Raw genomic sequence first — 19,452 nt, 5'->3', positions numbered from 1 at the left:
TTGCGCTTGCCAGTAGTGATCGGGTTGGGTAACATCTGCGCCCACTTTGACCGACGAGGTACAGCATGCGTCGCCCTATGGTAGCTGGTAACTGGAAAATGCACGGTACCCGCGCCAGCGTCGCTGAGCTGATCAAGGGCCTGAGCGATCAGGCTCTGCCAAGCGGTGTTGATGTCGCGGTGTTTCCGCCCAGCCTGTTCATCACTCAGGTGATTGAAGGGCTTGAAGGCAAGTCGATTGCCACGGGTGCGCAGAACTCTGCGGTGGAGCCCCAGCAAGGGGCTCTGACCGGAGAAGTGGCACCGAGTCAGTTGGTCGATGCCGGTTGCGAACTGGTGTTGATCGGGCATTCGGAGCGACGTCAGATTTTGGGTGAGCAGGACTCGACCCTGATTCTAAAGTTCGCCGCGGCCCAGGCGTGTGGTCTGAAGCCGGTGTTCTGTGTAGGGGAGACCCTGGAGGAGCGCGAGGCGGGCAAAACGCTCGAAGTAGTAGGGCGTCAACTGGATAGCATCATCGGCCAGTTGGGTATCAAGGCATTTGCCGACGCGATTATCGCCTATGAGCCTGTATGGGCCATCGGCACCGGCCTCACGGCCACGCCGCAACAAGCGCAGGATGTGCATAAAGCCATTCGCGAGCAGTTGGCGGCACAGGATGCAGAAGTTGCGCAGAATACGCGGCTTCTATACGGCGGCAGCGTGAAGGCGGCCAATGCGGCTGAGCTGTTCGGCATGCCGGATATCGATGGGGGGCTCATTGGTGGAGCGTCCCTGAACGCAGACGAATTCGGTGCAATTTGTCGCGCCGCAGGAAACTGAAAAATGCTGGAAACAGTTATTGTCGTTCTTCATCTGTTGGGCGCACTGGGTTTGGTAGTGCTGGTTCTGCTGCAACAGGGTAAAGGTGCGGAAGCAGGTGCATCTTTCGGCGCAGGTGCTTCAAATACTGTGTTCGGAAGCCAAGGTTCCGCTACCTTTCTGAGTAAAGTTACTGCTATACTAGCTGCCTCTTTCTTCTTAACTGCTCTTGGGTTAGGATACTTTGCTAAGGAGAAAGCTCACGAGCTGACTCAAGTAGGGTTGCCAGATCCAGCGGTACTGGAAGTGAAGCAGAACAAACCGGCAACAGATGATGTACCGGTGCTCCAGGAGCAGAAGAACGAAGCCGGCAACAATGGTGATGTTCCTCAGGTTCCAGAGCAGAAGTAACGGGTTTCAAAGTAGTATTGCCGAGGTGGTGGAATTGGTAGACACGCAACCTTGAGGTGGTTGTGCCCATAGGGTGTAGGGGTTCGAGTCCCCTTCTCGGTACCATTTGAAGCATGAGAGCCCGCAATCGCGGGCTTTCTTGCAGGTGGAGGTTGATTGACCCTCCAGAGGGTTCGGTCGTATACTTTCGCCCCAGCTTTGTCGCGGGGTGGAGCAGTCTGGTAGCTCGTCGGGCTCATAACCCGAAGGTCGTTGGTTCAAATCCAGCCCCCGCAACCAGTTTTAGCGTAGCCCCTTTTCAGGGGCTTTTTGTTAGCTAAACAGTTCTCAGCGCCGATATTCAGCGGCGTATTTCATGGATGGGCGCTTGCCCATTTTTTATTTGCACAGCATGCACGAGGGGGTTCAGGTGTCGAGCAAGCTAGAACAGTTGCAGGCCTTGTTGGCCCCGGTGGTCGAAGCGCTTGGCTATCAATGCTGGGGGATCGAGTTCATCTCTCAGGGCAAGCATTCGGTACTGCGTATCTATATCGACAAAGAGGACGGCATTCTGGTGGACGATTGCGAAATCGTCAGTCGCCAGGTCAGCGGTATTCTGGACGTTGAAGATCCCATCAGCACCGAATACACCCTTGAAGTCTCCTCTCCTGGTATGGATCGCCCGCTGTTCACTCTTGAACAGTTCGCTTCGCATGCCGGTGAACAAGTGAAGATCAAGCTGCGTACGCCCTTCGAAGGTCGTCGTAACTTTCAAGGCCTGATCCGTGGTGTGGAGGAACAGGACGTGGTGATCCAGGTGGACAATCACGAATTCCTGTTGCCAATCGACTCGATCGACAAGGCCAACATTATTCCCAGTTTTGACTGAGACATGCCGGAGCCGCGGTTGACGCGGTTCCAATGGCTTGCGAAAGGCGAGGCGTACGATGAGCAAAGAAGTACTGCTGGTTGTTGAGTCGGTATCCAATGAAAAGGGCGTACCGGCTGGCGTGATTTTCGAAGCGCTGGAAGTGGCCCTGGCCACTGCAACCAAGAAACGTTTTGAAGACGAAGTGGACCTGCGTGTGGAAATCAACCGCCACACCGGTAACTACGAAACTTTCCGTCGCTGGACCGTGGTCGAAGACGAAGATCTGGACGATCCGGCGATCGAGCTGGCGGTAGACCAGGCCCAGGCCAAGAAGCCGGGCGCCGTTGCTGGCGAGATCATCGAAGAGAAGATCGAGTCCATCGAGTTCGGCCGCATCGCCGCGCAGACCGCCAAGCAGGTCATCGTGCAGAAAGTTCGCGAGGCCGAGCGCGCACAGGTGGTCGATGCCTACCGCGAGCGTCTGGGTGAGATCATCTCCGGCACCGTGAAGAAGGTCACTCGTGACAACGTCATCGTTGACCTGGGCAACAACGCCGAAGCGCTGCTGGCCCGTGAAGACATCATTTCCCGCGAAACTTTCCGCGTCGGCGTGCGTGTTCGTGCGCTGCTCAAGGAAATCCGCACCGAGAACCGCGGTCCGCAGCTGATCCTGTCGCGTACCGCGCCACAGATGCTGATCGAACTGTTCCGCATCGAAGTGCCGGAAATCGCCGAAGGCCTCATCGAAGTGATGGCCGCGTCCCGTGATCCGGGTTCGCGCGCCAAGATCGCCGTGCGTTCCAAGGACAAGCGTATCGACCCGCAAGGCGCCTGCATCGGCATGCGCGGCTCGCGCGTCCAGGCGGTGTCCGGGGAACTGGGTGGCGAGCGCGTCGACATCGTGCTGTGGGACGACAACCCGGCACAGTTCGTCATCAACGCCATGTCGCCAGCCGAAGTGGCGGCGATCATCGTTGACGAAGACGCCCACGCGATGGATATCGCCGTGGCCGCCGACAACCTGGCCCAGGCCATCGGCCGTGGTGGTCAGAACGTGCGCCTGGCGAGTCAGCTCACCGGCTGGACCCTGAACGTCATGACCGAGTCGGACATCCAGGCCAAGCAGCAAGCAGAAACCGGCGACATCCTGCGCAACTTCATCGAAGAGCTGGAAGTCGACGAAGAACTGGCCCAGGTGCTGGTCGACGAGGGCTTCACCAGCCTCGAAGAAATTGCCTACGTACCGCTGGAAGAAATGCTCAACATCGATGGCTTCGACGAGGAAATCGTCAACGAGCTGCGTGCTCGTGCCAAGGACCGCCTGTTGACCAAAGCCATCGCTACCGAGGAAAAACTGGCAGACGCCCACCCGGCCGAAGACCTGCTCTCGCTTGAGGGTATGGACAAGGACCTGGCTGCGGAACTGGCGGTGCGCGGCGTGGTTAACCGCGAAGACCTGGCCGAGCAGTCGATTGACGATCTGCTCGACATCGACGGCATCGACGAAGAGCGTGCCGGCAAGTTGATCATGGCCGCCCGAGCCCATTGGTTCGAGTAAGCAGGCTGGCCTGAGGAGAGAAGTGCATGACGCAAGTCACGGTGAAAGAACTGGCCCAAGAGGTCGCTGCACCGGTAGAGCGCCTGCTGCAGCAGATGCGTGAGGCAGGTCTGCCGCACACCGACGCCGGTCAGCTGGTGAGCGATAGTGAAAAGCAGGCTCTGCTGACCCATTTGAAGAGCAGCCACAAGGCGAAAGTGGAAGAACCGCGCAAGATCACCTTGCAGCGCAAGACCACCAGCACCCTGCGTGTTGCCGGCAGCAAGAGCATCAGCGTAGAAGTACGCAAGAAGAAGGTTTTCGTCCAGCGCAGCCCTGAAGAGATTCAGGCTGAGCAGAAGCGTGAGCTGGAAGAGCGTCGCGCTGTTGAAAACGCCGCGCGCGAGAAGAGCGAAGCCGAAGCGCGTCAGCGCGCCGACGAAGAAGCACGTCGTCAGGCTGCCGCCGAGAAGGCTACTGCTACCGCCGCGCCGGTGGCCCAGCCAGCGGCCCCGGCCCCGGCTCCTGCCGCCGTGGAGGCCGCTGCGGCGCCTGCTCCGGCTGCCGAGCGCAAGAAGGACGACGCTCGTCGCAACGATCGTGCCCGTGACGACGAGCGTCGCGGTGGCGAGCGTCGCAACGAAGCGCCTCGTGTTTCGGTGAAGGTCAAGGAGAAAGAGAAAGCTCCGACTCCGCGTGCCGCTCCACGTACCACCGACGAAGAAAGCGATGGCTTCCGTCGTGGCGGTCGTGGTGGCAAGTCCAAGCCGAAGAAGCGCAACGCGCATGGTTTCCAGAACCCGACCGGTCCGGTTATCCGCGACGTGACCATCGGCGAGACCATTACCGTTTCCGAACTGGCGCAACAGATGTCGGTCAAGGCCGCTGAAGTCGTCAAGTTCATGTTCAAGCTGGGCACTCCGGTGACCATCAACCAGGTGCTCGACCAGGAGACCGCTCAACTGGTCGCCGAAGAGCTGGGTCACAAGGTCACCCTGATCAGCGACACCGCCCTGGAAGATTCCCTGGCCGAATCGCTGAAGTTCGAAGGCGAGAGCGTATCCCGTGCGCCGGTGGTGACCGTCATGGGTCACGTCGACCACGGCAAGACCTCGCTGCTCGACTACATCCGTCGTGCCAAGGTTGCCGCTGGCGAAGCCGGTGGTATCACCCAGCACATCGGCGCCTACCATGTGGAAACCGACCGCGGCATGGTCACCTTCCTCGATACCCCGGGTCACGCCGCGTTTACCGCCATGCGTGCTCGTGGTGCCAAGGCCACTGACATCGTGATCCTGGTGGTCGCGGCGGACGACGGCGTGATGCCGCAGACCGTCGAAGCCGTCCAGCACGCCCAGGCTGCTGGTGTGCCGCTGGTGGTCGCGGTGAACAAGATCGACAAGCCGGGTGCCGACCTCGATCGCATTCGTAACGAACTGTCGGTCCACGGCGTGACTTCCGAGGACTGGGGTGGCGACACTCCGTTCGTCAAGGTTTCGGCGAAGATGGGTACCGGTGTCGACGAACTGCTCGAAGCGGTTCTGCTGCAGGCCGAGATCCTCGAGCTGCAGGCGATGCCGACCGCTCCAGGTCGTGGCGTCGTGGTCGAGTCGCGTCTGGACAAGGGCCGTGGCCCGGTCGCTACCGTGCTGGTTCAGGACGGTACCCTGCGTCAGGGCGACATGGTCCTCTGCGGTTCCAACTATGGCCGCGTCCGCGCCATGCTCGACGAGAACGGCAAGCCTGTGAAGGAAGCCGGTCCGTCGATCCCGGTCGAGATCCTCGGTCTGGACGGCACTCCGGATGCGGGTGACGAGCTGAGCGTTGTCGCTGACGAGAAGAAGGCGCGTGAAGTCGCCCTGTTCCGTCAAGGCAAGTTCCGCGAAGTCAAACTGGCTCGCGCTCACGCCGGCAAGCTTGAAAACATCTTCGAAAGCATGGGCCAGGAAGAGAAGAAGACCCTCAACATCGTCCTCAAGGCCGACGTGCGTGGTTCTCTCGAAGCCTTGCAAGGTTCCCTGGGTGGCCTGGGCAACGACGAAGTGCAGGTTCGTGTGGTCGCCGGCGGTGTCGGTGGTATCACCGAGAGCGATGCCAACCTGGCGCTGGCTTCGAATGCGGTCCTGTTCGGCTTCAACGTGCGTGCCGATGCCGGCGCGCGCAAGATCGTCGAGCAGGAAGGTCTGGATATGCGTTACTACAACGTGATCTACGACATCATCGAAGACGTCAAGAAGGCCCTGACCGGCATGCTCGGCAGCGATGTTCGCGAGAACATCCTGGGTATCGCCGAAGTGCGTGACGTGTTCCGTTCGCCGAAGTTCGGCGCCATCGCCGGTTGCATGGTCGTGGAGGGTACGGTCTACCGTAACCGTCCGATCCGTGTACTGCGCGAAGACGTGGTTATCTTCGAGGGCGAGCTGGAATCGCTGCGTCGCTTCAAGGACGACGCCTCCGAAGTCCGCAACGGCATGGAGTGCGGTATTGGCGTCAAGAGCTACAACGACGTCAAGATCGGCGACAAGATCGAGGTCTTCGAGAAAGTCCAAGTGGCTCGTACGCTCTGATCCGCGAGCTTGGAAGCGACACTGGAGTATTCCGGCAGTCGCTCTGAACGCAACGCCCGGTCCGGCTGAAAGCCTGGCCGGGCGTTTGCCGCTTTAGTTACAGGTAGCAAGACATGGCAAAAGAATATAGCCGTACCCAACGTATCGGCGATCAGATGCAGCGCGAGCTGGCCCAGCTGATCCGTCGTGAAGTGAAAGATCCGCGTGTCGGCCTGGTGACCATCACCGCCGTCGATGTCAGCCGCGATGTCGGCCATGCCAAGGTGTTCATCACCGTCATGGGCCAGGAAGGTGGCGACGAGATCCAGCAAAGCCTGAAAGTCCTCAACTCCGCAGCCGGTTTCCTGCGCATGCAGCTCGGTCGTGAAATGAAGCTGCGCAGCGTGCCGCAACTGCATTTCCACTACGATGAGAGCGTCAGCCGTGGTGCTCACCTGTCGGCGCTGATCGAACGCGCCGTTGCCGAGGACAGCCTGCACCAGAGCGCCGACGCTCCGGACAGCGACAAGGAGTAACCGGTGGCCCAGGTCAAACGCATCCGCCGTGATGTCAGCGGCATCATCCTCCTCGACAAGCCATTGGGGTTCACCTCCAACGCCGCGTTGCAGAAGGTTCGCTGGCTGCTCAATGCCGAGAAGGCCGGACACACCGGCAGTCTCGATCCGCTGGCTAGCGGCGTTTTGCCGCTGTGCTTCGGCGAGGCCACCAAGTTCTCGCAGTACCTGCTCGATTCCGACAAGGGCTACGAGACCGTCATGCAGCTGGGCCAGACCACCAGCACCGCGGACGCCGAAGGCGAGATCCTGCAGACCCGCGAAGTGACCGTTGGTCGTGCCGACATCGAAGCGGTTCTGCCACGTTTTCGTGGTGAAATCAGTCAGATACCGCCGATGTACTCGGCGCTCAAGCGTGATGGCCAGCCGCTGTACAAGCTCGCGCGTGCAGGGGAAGTAGTGGAGCGTGAAGCGCGTTCTGTTACTATTGGCCGCTTGGAACTGCTGGAGTGCGAAGGCACTCGGGTTCGCCTGTCGGTTGGTTGCAGCAAAGGCACCTACATCCGCACCCTGGTCGAGGATATCGGCGAGGCTCTCGGCTGTGGCGCTTACGTTGCCGAACTGCGCCGTACCCAGGCCGGACCGTTCGAACTGGCCCAGACCGTGACGCTCGAAGAACTCGAGCAGGCTCACGCCGAAGGTGGCAACGAAGCGATCGATCGCTTCCTGATGCCGTCCGACAGCGGTCTGCAGGACTGGCCATTGCTGCAGTTCTCCGAACACAGTGCTTTCTACTGGTTGCATGGTCAGCCGGTACGTTCGCCGGACGCGCCGAAATTCGGCATGGTCCGTGTACAGGATCACAACGGTCGCTTCATCGGTATCGGTGAGGTGAGCGAAGACGGGCGCATCGCGCCGCGTCGACTGATTCGGTCGGAATGATCGAAACCGTCAGTCCCGGGCTTCGGCTCGTGGCGGGCGGATACGAGGGTGGCTGTCAACAGGCATGGTCACACCTCATTTCACTTAATACGGGGACTTGTCCCTGGCCTGTTGGAAACCCTCGGGTTTCCCTTGATTTGGAGATAGCCAGATGGCACTCAGCGTCGAAGAAAAAGCTCAGATCGTTGCCGACTACCAACAAGCCGCCGGTGACACCGGTAGCCCGGAAGTGCAGGTTGCCCTGCTGACCGCCAACATCAACAAGCTGCAAGGCCACTTCAAGGCCAACGGCAAGGACCACCACTCCCGTCGTGGTCTGATCCGCATGGTAAACCAGCGCCGCAAGCTGCTGGACTACCTGAAAGGTAAAGACACCACCCGTTACAGCGCCCTGATCGGTCGTCTGGGTCTGCGTCGCTAATAGCGGCCCGACCAGTGGTGTGCACGGCGTGCTGCAGTCTTTGGCCGGGGGCTATGCTTCCACGGCCAACGAGCACGCCGCGCGTATCTATGAGGTTGGTTGTCTGTCTCGTCCCGGCGGTTTACCGCAAGGGCAGGGCAGGCTCCCAACCTCTAGTTTTATCTGGACGGTCAATGGGGCCGATTCCCCGTTCTGCCCAAGAATTCGCAAGAAACCAGTTCCCCCCAAGACAAACTGAAAAAGGTAGGAAACCGTGAACCCGGTAATCAAGAAATTCCAGTTCGGTCAGTCGACCGTTACTCTCGAGACGGGCCGCATTGCCCGTCAGGCGTCCGGTGCCGTGCTGGTCACCGTCGACAATGACGTCACCGTGCTGGTCACCGTCGTCGGTGCCAAGCAGGCCGATCCGGGCAAGGGCTTCTTCCCGCTGTCCGTGCACTACCAGGAGAAGACCTACGCCGCCGGCAAGATTCCTGGTGGCTTCTTCAAGCGTGAAGGCCGTCCTTCCGAGAAAGAGACCCTGACCTCGCGCCTGATCGACCGTCCGATCCGTCCGCTGTTCCCTGAAGGTTTCATGAACGAAGTGCAGGTTGTCTGCACCGTCGTCTCCACCAGCAAGAAGACCGATCCGGACATCGCTGCGATGATCGGTACCTCGGCTGCCCTGGCCATCTCCGGCATTCCGTTCGAAGGCCCGATCGGCGCCGCCCGCGTCGCTTTCCATGAAAGCACCGGCTACCTGCTGAACCCGACCTACGAGCAACTGGCTGCCTCCAGCCTGGACATGGTGGTTGCCGGTACTTCCGACGCCGTGCTGATGGTTGAGTCCGAAGCCAAGGAACTGACCGAAGACCAGATGCTGGGCGCCGTACTGTTCGCTCACGACGAGTTCCAGGCCGTGATCCAGGCCGTCAAGGAATTCGCCGCCGAAGCCGCCAAGCCGACCTGGGACTGGAAAGCCGCCGCCGCCAACACCGAACTGCTGAATGCAGTCCGCGCCGAAGTCGGCGAAGCCGTTTCCCAGGCCTACACCATCACCGTCAAGGCTGACCGCTATGCCCGCCTGGGCGAGCTGCGCGACCTGGCGATCGCCAAGTTCTCCGGCGAGGAAGGCCAGCCTTCCGCGGGTGAAGTGAAGGACATCTTCGGCGAAATCGAATACCGCACCGTTCGCGAGAACATCGTCAACGGCAAGCCACGTATCGACGGCCGCGACACCAAGACCGTGCGTCCGCTGCGTGTCGAAGTCGGCGTGCTGCCGAAGACCCACGGTTCGTCGCTGTTCACCCGTGGCGAAACCCAGGCCCTGGTCGTCGCGACCCTGGGTACCGCGCGTGATGCACAGCTGCTGGACACCCTGGAAGGCGAGAAGAAAGACTCCTTCATGCTGCACTACAACTTCCCGCCGTTCTCGGTGGGCGAGTGTGGTCGCATGGGTGGTGCCGGTCGTCGTGAAATCGGCCACGGCCGTCTGGCTCGTCGTGCCGTTCAGGCCATGCTGCCGACCTCCGACGAATTCCCGTACACCGTTCGCGTCGTATCGGAAATCACCGAATCCAACGGTTCCAGCTCCATGGCTTCGGTCTGCGGTGCTTCCCTGGCCCTGATGGACGCCGGTGTGCCGATGAAGGCGCCGGTTGCCGGTATCGCCATGGGTCTGGTCAAGGAAGGCGAGAAGTTCGCGATCCTGACCGACATCCTCGGTGACGAAGACCACCTGGGCGACATGGACTTCAAGGTAGCCGGTACCGCCAAGGGTGTTACCGCGCTGCAGATGGACATCAAGATCAACGGTATCACCGAAGAGATCATGGAAATCGCCCTGGGCCAGGCCCTGGAAGCGCGCCTGAACATCCTCGGCCAGATGAACCAGGTCATTTCGCAGTCCCGCAGCGAGCTGTCGGCCAACGCGCCGACCATGATCGCGATGAAGATCGACACCGACAAGATCCGTGACGTCATCGGCAAGGGCGGCGCGACCATCCGTGCCATCTGCGAAGAAACCAAGGCCTCGATCGACATCGAAGACGATGGCTCGATCAAGATCTTCGGCGAAACCAAGGAAGCCGCTGAAGCTGCTCGCCAGCGTGTCCTGGGCATCACCGCCGAGGCCGAGATCGGCAAGATCTACGTCGGCAAGGTCGAGCGCATCGTCGACTTCGGTGCGTTCGTCAACATCCTGCCGGGCAAGGACGGTCTGGTGCACATCTCGATGCTGAGCGATTCCCGCGTCGAGAAAGTCACCGACGTGCTGAAGGAAGGTCAGGAAGTCGAAGTACTGGTACTGGACGTGGACAACCGCGGCCGTATCAAGCTGTCGATCAAGGACGTTGCCGCAGCCAAGGCTTCGGGCGTCTGATTTCCAGCCCTCAGCGTTGAAAGAAAGGATCCTTCGGGATCCTTTTTTTATGCGCGCGAATTGATGTGACGACTTGCATCTTGCAAGCGCCGCGAAGCGGTAACTTGCAAAATGCACGATCAGACGAATTTTGAACTCCTATAACTTATTGTTTTTAAAGGAATTATTTTCTTAGAGAAACTGGCACAGCCTTCGCAATATCCCTGTTACACCTGCTGCCAGGAACCTCGGCGCAGACTTTTCGAAAAACAGGAGTGTCTCGTATGAAGAAGTTCGCTATTGCTGCTGCCACCGCTACCGCGCTGACCCTGACCATGGCCAACGTAGCGCTCGCTCAACAACCCGCCCAGGCTCCACTGACCCTCGCGGCCGGTGAAATGACCAAGGCGAAGGAAGCCACTTCCGATACCTGGATCACCACCAAGGTCAAAGCTGATCTGGTTACCGAGAAAGGCATTCCCGGGACCGACATCAAGGTCGAAACCAACAAGGGTGTGGTGTCCCTGTCTTCCGACATGGCCGTGACCGAATCGCAGAAAGACATGGCGGTGGCCATTGCCAAGAAAATCAAAGGTGTTCAGGCCGTTTCGGCTGATGGCCTGAAAACCAACTGATGGATTGTCCCGCTCGCTGATCCTGACGGTTCATGCGACAGCCCAAAAGGACTTGGGCGACCCGAGCCCCGGCCATGTGCCGGGGCTCACCTTTTTGCCGATACAGTCATTCGGCGTCCAGGTGCAAGGGGGAAATCACCCGGCCATCGGACTCGGCCTGGCCAAGGCTGGCATCGACGAAGTACACCCGATCATCGCCGAGCTGGCCCTTGTCCACCAGGTAGTCCTTGATGCTGCTGGCCCGCGCCTGGCCCAGCTGGCGCAGGAGCACGCTGCTTTCCGCCCAGGTCTTGAGCACCGCGTCACGCAGGTTGGTGACGCGCTGCTTGGTGTCCAGCTGTTCCCATTCCTGCGGCGGCTGCTGTTTCAGGCGGGTGCGGTAGATGCCCTCGAGCATGGCCGGCTTGTCGTCTTCCGGCACCTGCAACAGGGACGCCTGCGCCGGCACCTTGTCGCCGCGGCGCTGGAGGATCTTGTAGTAGGTACTCTGGTATTCGCGCTCCAGGCGTTGCTGGGCAATCAGCGGGCCGTCGCTGCTCTGGGCGCTGGTGCCTTCGATTTCCAGGCGCAGGGCCGGGCGCTCCTTCAGCGCCGCCGCGAGCTTGTCGAGGGCGCCCTGGGCATCCGCGGTCAGGTCACTGGAGCCTGCGGCGAAGGCCACGTTGCCCAGGTCTTCCGCGCCGCCGCCGGCAATCAACCCGCCGATGAACTTGAACGGTGCCTGGGCCGCGCGCAGTACCAGATTGCGCAGGGTCTGCCAGACGATCGGCATCACACTGAACTGCGGATTGTTGAGGTCGCCGCTGACCGGCAGTTCGATGGAGATCTTGCCCTCGGTGTCCTTGAGCAGGGCCACCGCCAGGCGGATCGGCAGGTCCACGGCGTCGGGGCTGTCGACTTTCTCGCCCAGTTGCAGCTGTTCCACCACCACCTTGTTCTCGGCCTTGAGCTGGCCGTTGGTGATCATGTAGTGCAGGTCCAGGTTGAGTCGGCCCTTGCGGATGCGGAAACCGGCGAACTTGCCGGAATAGGGGGTCAGGGTGGTCAGTTCGACGCGGCGGAAGACGGTGGCGATATCCAGGCTGGCCAGCGGGTTGAAGGGGTTGAGCGCACCCTTGATGGTCACCGGCGCATAGCGGTCGACCTTGCCCTTGATATCCACCTTGGCCGGCTTCGGCTGGCGGTTGTCGATGGTGCCGATCTGGCCGTTCAGTTGCTGGACGGCCGTGGCGAAGTTCGGGGTCAGGGTCAGGTCGGCGAAGTTGGCCGAGCCGTCGTTGATATCGATCTGACCGATGTGGATACCCAGCGGCTTGTCGTTACCCGGCGTGGCCTTGGCCTGGACCTTGGCGCTGTTGTCCGCGGGTTGCGGGATCAGCAGGTCGTCGACGTTGGTGGTGCGGTCTTCGTTGATCATGAAGCGCGCGTAGGGCTGTTGCAGACTGACCCTGGCGATGCTCAGCGCATCGCCGTGACGGTACTCGACGCCGTCCAGATCGAGCTGCTGCCATTTGACGAAGTCTCGGTCCTTGATGGTGTCGAGGGTGTGCAACTGGTTGACCCGGGCCTTGCCCGCGACGCTGAAGGCCAGCGGTTCGGTGCTCTTCAGGTCGACATCGAGATCGCTGCCGAGCATGCCGCTGCGCAGTTCGAGGCGGATGAACGGGCTGATATAGGCCTGGGCGATACGCAGGTCGATGTCCTGGGTGCTCACTTTCAGTCTGGCTGATACCGGCGCCAGATTGACCTCGCCCGAGGCCTGCAGCTTGCCCTGTTTGCCGATGCCGCTGTCGAGCTTCAGGGTGAAGGGCGACTTGTTCAGGCTGTCGAAATTCTGCAGGTCGGCGTTCAGCGGGCCGACCTCCAGGGTGACCGGCTCCTTCTGCGTGCGATCGGCCAGATGGACCTGGTAATTGCGCACCTGGGTGTCTTTAAGCAGCACCTGCCAGGGCTTGTCCTCGACGGCCTGCTGTTTCTCGGTCGGCTCGGCGGTGGCTGGCTCGGCTTTTTCCTTCGTTGTGGTCTTGGGCGGCTGGCTGGCGAAAAGCTTCTGCCAGTCCAGCTGTCCGTCGGACTCCAGGGCGGCCCAGGTTTCCAGCTTCTCGCTGCGGATCTTGCCAACGCTGACCAGTTGCTTGGCCAGGTCGATGGAGGTCTCGCTGACATCGAGCTTGGCCAGGCGCACCAGTGGGCGACCATCCGGCGCCTTGATGGCGAAGGACGACACGCTCAATGCGGTGTTCTCCAGCAGCAGTTCGGTGCGTTCGCCGAGGCTGAAGTTGTAGTCACTCTGCAGGTTGTAGGTGCCGTCCTCCAGCACCAGTGGCACTGCATCGCGGACGTAGGGCCAGAACGCTTTCAGCTTGGCATCGCTGACCTTCAGCGAGCCTTTCGAGGCGATCGGCGACAGGCTGAAGCTGCCTTTCCAGTCGATATGCCCGCCATTGGGGCCGCTGGCGACCAGGGTCAGGTCGGTGTTGTCGTCGGGCAGGGTGCTGAGGTTCTTCAGCTCCAGGTTCATCGCGTCGTAGAGGAATTCGATCGGCTCGCTGGGGCGGGCATCCTCGAAGTGCAGGTAGCCATCCTTGAGCTGGATGCTGCCGATGCGCAGCGGGAACGGCTCGCCGGCCGGTTCTTCGGGCTTGGGTTCGCTGGCTGGCAGCTTGAACAGCTGGGCCAGGTTGAAGGTCCCGTCCTTGGCGAACAGCAGCTCGGTGCGCGGTTTCACCAGTTCGACCTGCTCCAGGTGCAGGGCGCCGGTCCACAGGCTGTCCAGTTGCAGGTTGGCGTAGAGCTTTTCGAAACCGATCTGCTCTTTGCCAGGTTCGCCAATCTGCAGACCCCAGACGCTGAGTTCCAGGCTGAACGGATTGAGTTCAATGCGTTGCACCTGCGCCGGGACGGTGGCGTATTGCGCCAGCTGCTGGTTGGCAATTCGAAGGGCGACGCCGGGGAGAATGAGGAAGCCGAGAAGGCTGTACAGGGCCAGTGCAACCAGCAAGGCGCCTATGGCGCGAGTCAATCCTTTGGGCATGTGCGGCATCTGCGTGAAGAGAGCGGGACGCTTAGAGTATGGCACGTTACTGGAGTTCCGATGGCTGTCGGCCAGCGCCGACAACCCCCCGGAACAGGGGCTAGAGATGTAATATCAGGGTTTTCAGCGGTGGACGGCCGTCCTGCGAAGGGAAGTCGCCGGCGGGTGTCAGTACCTGCCATTCACGCGCCGGGCGCCCTGCCTTCTCGGCGCAGCGCAGCACCTGTTCGCGCCAGTCGTCCATATCCACCTTGGCCAGGTTGTTGTTGCAGATCAGCACGCCGTCTTCGGCGGTGCTCAGCAGCGCCGGTTTGAGCAGGCTCTGGTAGTCGCGCAGCAGGTCCACGGTGCCGAAGGCACTCTTGGCCCAGGCGGGCGGATCGAGGAACACCAGGTCGAACTGGCGGGCCTCCAGGCGTGGATAGGAGGGCAGTTTCTGCCCGCGCCGCTGGCTGATCGGCAGCCCGGCCAGTTGGCGGATCGCCGGGAAGTAGTCGGACTGGATGAAGCTCATCGGCACCAGTTGCGGGTTGAGCGCGCCGTTCTCGCGGCCCACGGCCAGGTTGCCTTCGGCGAAATCCAGGTTGCACACCTCGCGCGCGCCGCCGGCCGCGGCGGCGAGGCCGACGCCGCAGGTATAGGCGAACAGGTTCAGCACGCTTTTGCCGGCGCTGTGCTGCCTGACCCAGCCGCGGGCATTGCGCAGGTCGAGGAACAGCAGCGGATCCTGGCCGGCGTGGCGTCCGCGGACGCGATAGTTGAGGCCCCACTCGTGGCCGACCATGTCCTCCAGTGCCGCCTCGCTGGCCTGGTACACCGCGTCCTGTCGATCGACGCGGCTGTTGCCCCGCGCACGGTCGTTGTAGACCAGCAGCAGCGGTTGGCCGAGAAACGCCTCGACGGTCGCGTGCAGGTCCAGCAAGGCGTCGCGCTCCAGCGTCTGGTGAAAGCTCTGCACCAGCAACTGCGGGCCATAGCGATCGGCGGTGAGGCCGGGCGCGCCTTCCTGGCTGCCGTGGAACAGGCGATAGCAATCGGTGCCCTGGGCATGCAGTTCGGCGAGAAGGGATTGGCGGGAGTCGAGGGCGGCGCGCAGCGCCTGATTCAAGGAGGACATGCACGTGGCCTTGGTTGCGGGCGTGCAGTTTAGCAGTTGCGTGGCAGGGAGGGGCCAGGCCGGCCCCTCCCGCGTCGATCAGCGTTCGATCGCCAGGGCCACGCCCTGACCGCCGCCGATGCACAGGGTGGCGAGGCCTTTCCTGGCATCGCGCTTGATCATCTCATGCAGCAAGGTGACCAGCACACGGCAGCCCGAGGCACCGATAGGGTGGCCGATGGCGATGGCGCCACCGTTGACGTTGACCTTCGAGGCATCCCAGCCCAGTTCCTTGCCCACCGACAGGGCCTGGGCGGCGAAGGCTTCGTTGGCTTCGATCAGGTCGAGCTGGTCGAGGCTCCAGCCGGCCTTGTCCAGGCAGCGGCGGGTGGCGCTGACCGGTCCGATGCCCATGATCGCCGGATCGACACCGGCGTTGGCGTAGGCCTTGATCCGCGCCAGTACCGGCAGATCCAGCTCCTGAGCCTTGGCCGCGCTCATCAGCATCACCGCCGCGGCGCCGTCGTTGAGCGACGAGGCGTTGCCAGCGGTGACGGTACCGTCTTTCTTGAATGCCGGCTTGAGCTTGCCCAGGGCTTCGGCGGTGGTACCGGCCCGTGGTTGCTCGTCGGTGGCGAAGGCGATCGGGTCACCCTTGCGCTGCGGAATCAGGATCGGGGTGATTTCATCGACGAAGCGCCGTGCTTCGATGGCGGCGGCGGCTTTCTGCTGGGAAGCGGCGGCGAAGGCGTCCTGTTCTTCGCGGCTGATGCCGTACTTCTCCACCAGGTTCTCCGCGGTGATGCCCATGTGGTAGTCGTTGAAGGCATCCCACAGGCCATCGCTGATCATGCTGTCGATCAGGCTGGCATGGCCCATGCGCAGGCCGGTGCGGGCGCCGGGCATGACGTAGTTGGCCAGGCTCATGTTCTCCTGGCCGCCGGCGATGATGATCTCGGCGTCGCCGCAGCGAATGGCCTGGGTCGCCAGGTGCAGGGCCTTGAGTCCGGAGCCGCAGACCTTGTTCAGGGTCATCGCGGGTACCGCGTGGGGCAGGCCGGCCTTGATCGCGGCCTGGCGGGCGGGGTTCTGCCCGGCGCCGGCGGTGAGTACCTGACCGAGGATCACTTCATCGACCAGTTCGCCGTCGATGCCTGTCTGGGCCAGGAGTTGGCGGATCACCGCGGCGCCGAGATCGACGGCGGGGATATTCGCCAGGGCGCCCTGGAAACTGCCGACCGCAGTCCGGGTGGCGGCGACGATTACGACATCTTGCATGCTCGAGTCCTCTGTATTGTTCGTTTTGGCGTTGAGTCTGCGGTGGGCTCGCGCATAGTGGCACAGATGGCGGGAGGATTGGGACCGCAAAGCGGTCCCTTTACAGCATCAGGCGATCCCCATCCGCCGTCGCGCCCGGTGCGCCGAGCCATCGCGCATGGCCCAGCGCAGCACCGGGGCTACCGATTGCATACCGACGTCCAGCATTCGCTGTTTCATCGCGCTCTGTCGAAGCCCGAGCATGTCACCGGCCCAATCCGGCAACAGTCCGATGCCCGCCTGCATCATCAGATTCCCCACCGGTTGTGCCAGGCGACTCGGTGCCGGCGCCGCGAGCAGCACCCGCACCACTTCCAGGCTGCGCTCGTTGCAGCGCAGTTGCGGGCGCATGTTCCGCAGGTAGTCCGCCACCTCCTGGCGCGAGCGCGGCACATTGCGCGCACCGAGGCGTTCGGCAATCAGGGCGATCTCGTTGTAGTAGGCGTCCTGCGCGGTATCGCTGAGGTTCGGGTTGCGGTAACGCAGGTGGGCGGCGAGAAAACTGCGCACTTCGGCGACATGCACCCAGGTCAGCAGGTCCGGGTCGCTGGCGGCATAGGGCTGGCCATCCGGGGTCGTGCCGACGACCTGGAGGTGGATCGTTCTGACCCGCTCGATCAACCAGTCGGCGTCACGGGTCGAGCCGAAGGTGGTGCCGGAGATGAACTGGCTGGTGCGGCGCAGGCGGCCGAGCATGTCCTGGCGGAAGTTCGAGTGGTCCCAGACGCCGGCCAGGGCCAGGGGGTGCAGGACTTGCAGGAGCAGGGCGCTGATCCCGCCGACCAGCATGCTGGGGAAATCGCCGTGGACTCGCCAACTGACGCTTTGCGGGCCGAACAGGCCGGGGTCGCCCTTGGGGTTTTCCAGATCGAGCTGGCCGAGGGCAAGGCCGGTGAGGCTCATCAGTTGGGTTTCGATACGACGGCGTAGGACTTCCATGGATACCTTGCATGCAGTGGTCGGGGGCCGCGTTGCGGCCCTTCGCGGGCAAGCCTCGCTCCTACGGGGTTATGGACCGCAACGCGGCCGCAGAACCGTCATTATCAGGTATTCAGCCGCTTATCGATCAACCCCTGCACCACCCCCGGATCCGCGAGAGTCGAGGTGTCCCCGAGGTTGTCCAGCTCGTTGCAGGCAATCTTGCGCAGAATCCGCCGCATGATCTTGCCCGAGCGGGTCTTGGGCAGCGCCGGGGCCCACTGGATCAGTTCGGGCTTGGCGAAGCTGCCGATCTCCTTGCTGACCAGCGCCAGCAGTTCCTGTCTGAGCTGGTCATCCGGCTCGACTCCCTTCATCGGCGTCACGAAGGCATAGATGCCCTGGCCCTTGACGTCATGGGGATAACCCACCACCGCGGCTTCGGCGATGCTGTCGTGCAGGACCAGTGCGCTTTCCACCTCGGCGGTGCCGATACGGTGTCCGGAGACGTTGATCACGTCATCGATGCGCCCGGTTATCCACAGGTCGCCCTGCTCGTCGCGACGGGCGCCGTCGCCGGTGAAGTAGTAACCGGGGAAAGGCTTGAAGTAGGTGTCGATCATGCGCTGATGATCGCCGTAGACGCTGCGGATCTGCGCCGGCCAACTGGCCTTGATCACCAGCAGCCCGGCGCCGGGGCCTTCGATCGGCGTGCCCTTTTCGTCCAGCAGCATCGGTTGTACGCCGAACATCGGCCGGGTCGCGCAGCCCGGCTTGATATGCCGGTTGCTGATCAGCGGGGTGAGCATGATGCCGCCGGTCTCGGTCTGCCACCAGGTATCGACGATGGGGCAGCGCTGCTCGCCCACTGCGTTGAAATACCACTCCCAGGCTTCCGGGTTGATCGGTTCGCCGACGCTGCCGAGCAGCCGCAGGCTTTGCCGCGACGTGCTCCGCAGAGGCCCTTCGCCTTCGCGCATCAGCGCGCGCAGGGCGGTGGGCGCGGTGTAGAAGATGTTGACCTTGTGCTTGTCCACCACCTGCCAGAAGCGCGAGGCATCCGGATAGTTCGGCACGCCTTCGAACATCAGCGTGGTGGCGCCGTTGGCCAGGGGGCCGTAGACGATGTAGCTGTGGCCGGTGACCCAGCCGACGTCGGCGCTGCACCAGAACACCTCGCCATCGCGGTAATCGAACACCACCTTGAAGGTCAGGGTCGCCTGTAGCAGGTAGCCGGCGGTGGTGTGCAGCACGCCCTTGGGTTTGCCGGTGCTGCCGGAGGTGTAGAGGATGAACAGCGGGTCTTCGGCGTCCATGGGTTCGGGCGGGCAGTCGTCGCCGACGCTGGCAATGGCTTCGTGGTACCAGAGGTCGCGCGACGGGTTCCACTCGACCTTGCCAGCGGTACGCCGGACCACCACCACGCTGCTGACATTCGGGCAACTGGCCAGGGCCTTGTCGACATTCTGCTTGAGGGCGATGGTCTTGCCGCCGCGCACGCCCTCGTCGGCGGTGATCACGGTACGGCAGTCGGCATCGAGAATGCGGTCGCGCAGCGCGTCCGGCGAGAAGCCGCCGAACACCACGGAGTGGATCGCGCCGATACGCGCGCAGGCCAGCATGGCGAAGGCGGCTTCAGGAATCATCGGCATGTAGATGCACACCCGGTCGCCTTTCTTCACCCCGCGCTGCTTGAGGACGTTGGCCAGGCGGCAGACCTGCTGATGCACCTGGCGATAGCTGAGGCTGGCGGAGCGGGTCGGGTCGTCGCCTTCCCAGATGATCGCCGGCTGGTCGCCGCGTTGTGCCAGGTGACGGTCGAGGCAGTTGTAGCTGACGTTGAGTTTGGCGTTCTTGAACCAGATGGCCTTGCCGGTGCGGATGTCGCAATCCTGGATCGTGCTCCACGGGCTGATCCAGTCCAGGCGGCGCGCCTGCTCGCTCCAGAACTGCTCGGGTTGCTCGATGGATTGACGATAGAGGCGATCGTAGTCGCCCTGGCTCAGTTCGGCGGCACGGCTGACGGCATCGGCTTTGGGGAATTGACGGATATCGAACATGGGCACGCAACCTGTCCTGTCATTATTGGACG

At 62.3% G+C, this 19,452-nt stretch carries 15 protein-coding genes and 2 tRNA genes; 12 read left to right on the top strand and 5 right to left on the bottom strand.

Annotation, left to right across the window (positions count from 1 at the left end):
* Positions 1–65 precede the first annotated feature (65 nt).
* The 12 genes from tpiA to CHB99_RS10745 all read left to right on the top strand — a co-directional run bounded on the left by tpiA (position 66) and on the right by CHB99_RS10745 (position 10,995).
* A complete protein-coding gene (tpiA, locus tag CHB99_RS10805; protein WP_042125732.1) occupies positions 66–821 on the top strand; it encodes a triose-phosphate isomerase in 756 nt (251 codons plus the stop codon).
* 3 nt (positions 822–824) lie between these two features.
* On the top strand, positions 825–1,211 hold the full coding sequence (gene secG, locus CHB99_RS10800; protein ID WP_042125734.1) for a preprotein translocase subunit SecG: 387 nt from the start codon (positions 825–827) through the stop codon (positions 1,209–1,211).
* Positions 1,212–1,230: 19 nt separating this feature from the next.
* Positions 1,231–1,316: transfer RNA gene (locus tag CHB99_RS10795), tRNA-Leu, on the top strand.
* 97 nt (positions 1,317–1,413) lie between these two features.
* Positions 1,414–1,490, top strand: a tRNA-Met gene (locus tag CHB99_RS10790).
* Positions 1,491–1,620: 130 nt separating this feature from the next.
* Positions 1,621–2,079 (top strand): ribosome maturation factor RimP, encoded by a 459-nt coding sequence (rimP, locus tag CHB99_RS10785; RefSeq protein ID WP_042125825.1) that lies wholly within the window; start codon positions 1,621–1,623, stop codon positions 2,077–2,079.
* Between the two features lie 58 nt (positions 2,080–2,137).
* Positions 2,138–3,619: a transcription termination factor NusA gene (nusA, locus tag CHB99_RS10780; protein ID WP_042125737.1), complete on the top strand. Its 1,482-nt coding sequence runs from the start codon at positions 2,138–2,140 to the stop codon at positions 3,617–3,619.
* Between the two features lie 26 nt (positions 3,620–3,645).
* Complete coding sequence (infB, locus tag CHB99_RS10775; RefSeq protein ID WP_042125738.1) at positions 3,646–6,165, top strand: translation initiation factor IF-2; 2,520 nt, start codon at positions 3,646–3,648, stop codon at positions 6,163–6,165.
* Between the two features lie 113 nt (positions 6,166–6,278).
* Positions 6,279–6,680, top strand: a complete 402-nt coding sequence (gene rbfA / locus CHB99_RS10770; RefSeq protein ID WP_042125740.1) for a 30S ribosome-binding factor RbfA — start codon at positions 6,279–6,281, stop codon at positions 6,678–6,680.
* Positions 6,681–6,683: 3 nt separating this feature from the next.
* Positions 6,684–7,601, top strand: a complete 918-nt coding sequence (gene truB / locus CHB99_RS10765) for a tRNA pseudouridine(55) synthase TruB (RefSeq protein ID WP_042125742.1) — start codon at positions 6,684–6,686, stop codon at positions 7,599–7,601.
* Between the two features lie 151 nt (positions 7,602–7,752).
* The gene (rpsO, locus tag CHB99_RS10760) at positions 7,753–8,022 is read left to right on the top strand and encodes a 30S ribosomal protein S15 (RefSeq protein ID WP_009404303.1); all 270 of its coding nucleotides are present in this window, start codon (positions 7,753–7,755) and stop codon (positions 8,020–8,022) included.
* A gap of 253 nt (positions 8,023–8,275) precedes the next feature.
* The gene (pnp, locus tag CHB99_RS10750; RefSeq protein ID WP_042125744.1) at positions 8,276–10,381 is read left to right on the top strand and encodes a polyribonucleotide nucleotidyltransferase; all 2,106 of its coding nucleotides are present in this window, start codon (positions 8,276–8,278) and stop codon (positions 10,379–10,381) included.
* Between the two features lie 263 nt (positions 10,382–10,644).
* Complete coding sequence (locus CHB99_RS10745) at positions 10,645–10,995, top strand: BON domain-containing protein (RefSeq protein WP_042125746.1); 351 nt, start codon at positions 10,645–10,647, stop codon at positions 10,993–10,995.
* Between the two features lie 106 nt (positions 10,996–11,101).
* On the opposite strand, the gene CHB99_RS10740 is transcribed toward CHB99_RS10745, so the two are convergent.
* From CHB99_RS10740 to acs, 5 genes are all read right to left on the bottom strand, one after another.
* Positions 11,102–14,029, bottom strand: coding sequence for a DUF748 domain-containing protein (locus CHB99_RS10740; protein ID WP_042125748.1), 2,928 nt, complete (start codon positions 14,027–14,029; stop codon positions 11,102–11,104).
* Between the two features lie 100 nt (positions 14,030–14,129).
* Positions 14,130–15,146 carry a class I SAM-dependent rRNA methyltransferase gene (locus CHB99_RS10735; RefSeq protein ID WP_042125750.1) on the bottom strand — a complete coding sequence of 339 codons (1,017 nt, stop codon included), beginning with the start codon at positions 15,144–15,146 and terminating at the stop codon, positions 14,130–14,132.
* Positions 15,147–15,224: 78 nt separating this feature from the next.
* The gene (locus CHB99_RS10730) at positions 15,225–16,403 is read right to left on the bottom strand and encodes an acetyl-CoA C-acetyltransferase (protein WP_042125752.1); all 1,179 of its coding nucleotides are present in this window, start codon (positions 16,401–16,403) and stop codon (positions 15,225–15,227) included.
* 108 nt (positions 16,404–16,511) lie between these two features.
* Positions 16,512–17,381, bottom strand: coding sequence for an oxygenase MpaB family protein (locus CHB99_RS10725; protein ID WP_042125754.1), 870 nt, complete (start codon positions 17,379–17,381; stop codon positions 16,512–16,514).
* A 104-nt stretch (positions 17,382–17,485) separates the two neighbouring features.
* Positions 17,486–19,420, bottom strand: coding sequence for an acetate--CoA ligase (acs, locus tag CHB99_RS10720; RefSeq protein ID WP_042125756.1), 1,935 nt, complete (start codon positions 19,418–19,420; stop codon positions 17,486–17,488).
* Positions 19,421–19,452 lie beyond the last annotated feature (32 nt).

Origin of the sequence: Pseudomonas japonica, from assembly GCF_900188455.1 — a bacterium.
In the GTDB taxonomy this organism is placed as follows: domain Bacteria; phylum Pseudomonadota; class Gammaproteobacteria; order Pseudomonadales; family Pseudomonadaceae; genus Aquipseudomonas; species Aquipseudomonas japonica.
The sequence above is the reverse complement of the archived record's forward strand: the minus strand, read 5'-3'. Positions and strand labels throughout refer to the sequence as shown.

Excerpts from the sequence above, each read along its gene's own strand:
- tpiA (WP_042125732.1), top strand. The coding sequence starts at position 66 with ATGCGTCGCCCTATGGTAGCTGGTAACTGGAAAATGCACGGTACCCGC.
- secG (WP_042125734.1), top strand. The coding sequence starts at position 825 with ATGCTGGAAACAGTTATTGTCGTTCTTCATCTGTTGGGCGCACTGGGT.
- nusA (WP_042125737.1), top strand. The coding sequence starts at position 2,138 with ATGAGCAAAGAAGTACTGCTGGTTGTTGAGTCGGTATCCAATGAAAAG.
- infB (WP_042125738.1), top strand. The coding sequence starts at position 3,646 with ATGACGCAAGTCACGGTGAAAGAACTGGCCCAAGAGGTCGCTGCACCG.
- rbfA (WP_042125740.1), top strand. The coding sequence starts at position 6,279 with ATGGCAAAAGAATATAGCCGTACCCAACGTATCGGCGATCAGATGCAG.
- rpsO (WP_009404303.1), top strand. The coding sequence starts at position 7,753 with ATGGCACTCAGCGTCGAAGAAAAAGCTCAGATCGTTGCCGACTACCAA.
- CHB99_RS10745 (WP_042125746.1), top strand. The coding sequence starts at position 10,645 with ATGAAGAAGTTCGCTATTGCTGCTGCCACCGCTACCGCGCTGACCCTG.
- CHB99_RS10740 (WP_042125748.1), bottom strand. The coding sequence starts at position 14,029 with ATGCCCAAAGGATTGACTCGCGCCATAGGCGCCTTGCTGGTTGCACTG.
- CHB99_RS10735 (WP_042125750.1), bottom strand. The coding sequence starts at position 15,146 with ATGTCCTCCTTGAATCAGGCGCTGCGCGCCGCCCTCGACTCCCGCCAA.
- CHB99_RS10730 (WP_042125752.1), bottom strand. The coding sequence starts at position 16,403 with ATGCAAGATGTCGTAATCGTCGCCGCCACCCGGACTGCGGTCGGCAGT.
- CHB99_RS10725 (WP_042125754.1), bottom strand. The coding sequence starts at position 17,381 with ATGGAAGTCCTACGCCGTCGTATCGAAACCCAACTGATGAGCCTCACC.
- acs (WP_042125756.1), bottom strand. The coding sequence starts at position 19,420 with ATGTTCGATATCCGTCAATTCCCCAAAGCCGATGCCGTCAGCCGTGCC.